This is a genomic window from Achromobacter maghribensis (genome assembly GCF_057334215.1).
In genome coordinates this window covers 5,554-5,958 of sequence record NZ_JBHFII010000049.1, presented here as the reverse complement: position 1 = coordinate 5,958, position 405 = coordinate 5,554, and the positions used below count along the sequence as shown (strand labels likewise).

The 405-nt window shown below is 64.2% G+C and carries 1 protein-coding gene; it reads left to right on the top strand.

What is annotated here, in order from left to right:
* On the top strand, positions 1-337 hold a 337-nt coding region (locus ACE039_RS22300), incomplete at its 5' end, for a TAXI family TRAP transporter solute-binding subunit (RefSeq protein ID WP_485823359.1).
* Positions 338-405: the final 68 nt, after the last annotated feature.

Here is a 405-nt window from a genome sequence, read left to right as displayed (position 1 = left end):
CATCGAGATCGTGCCGCTGGTCGGCCCGGAAATCGACGCGCTGCGCGCCAAGCAGGAGTTCTTCACGCCCGACACCATCGCCGCCAACACTTACCAGAACGTCGGCGAAGTGAAGACCATCTCGGTCAACGCGCAAATGGTCACGTCGGCCAAGCTGCCGGAACAAGTCGTGTATGACGTCACCAAGGCGCTGTACAGCGACGCCACGCGCAAGACGCTGGACAACGGCCACGCCAAGGGCAAGCTCATCACGCGCGACAACGCCATCAAGGGCGCTGGCATTCCGTTCCACCCGGGCGCCGAAAAGTTCTACAAGGAAATCGGCCTGCTGAAATGAAGTAGGCCCCCCCTGGCGCCTGCGGCGCCTCCCCCAGGGGCGCCGCTGTGGACCGGCAAAGCCGGATC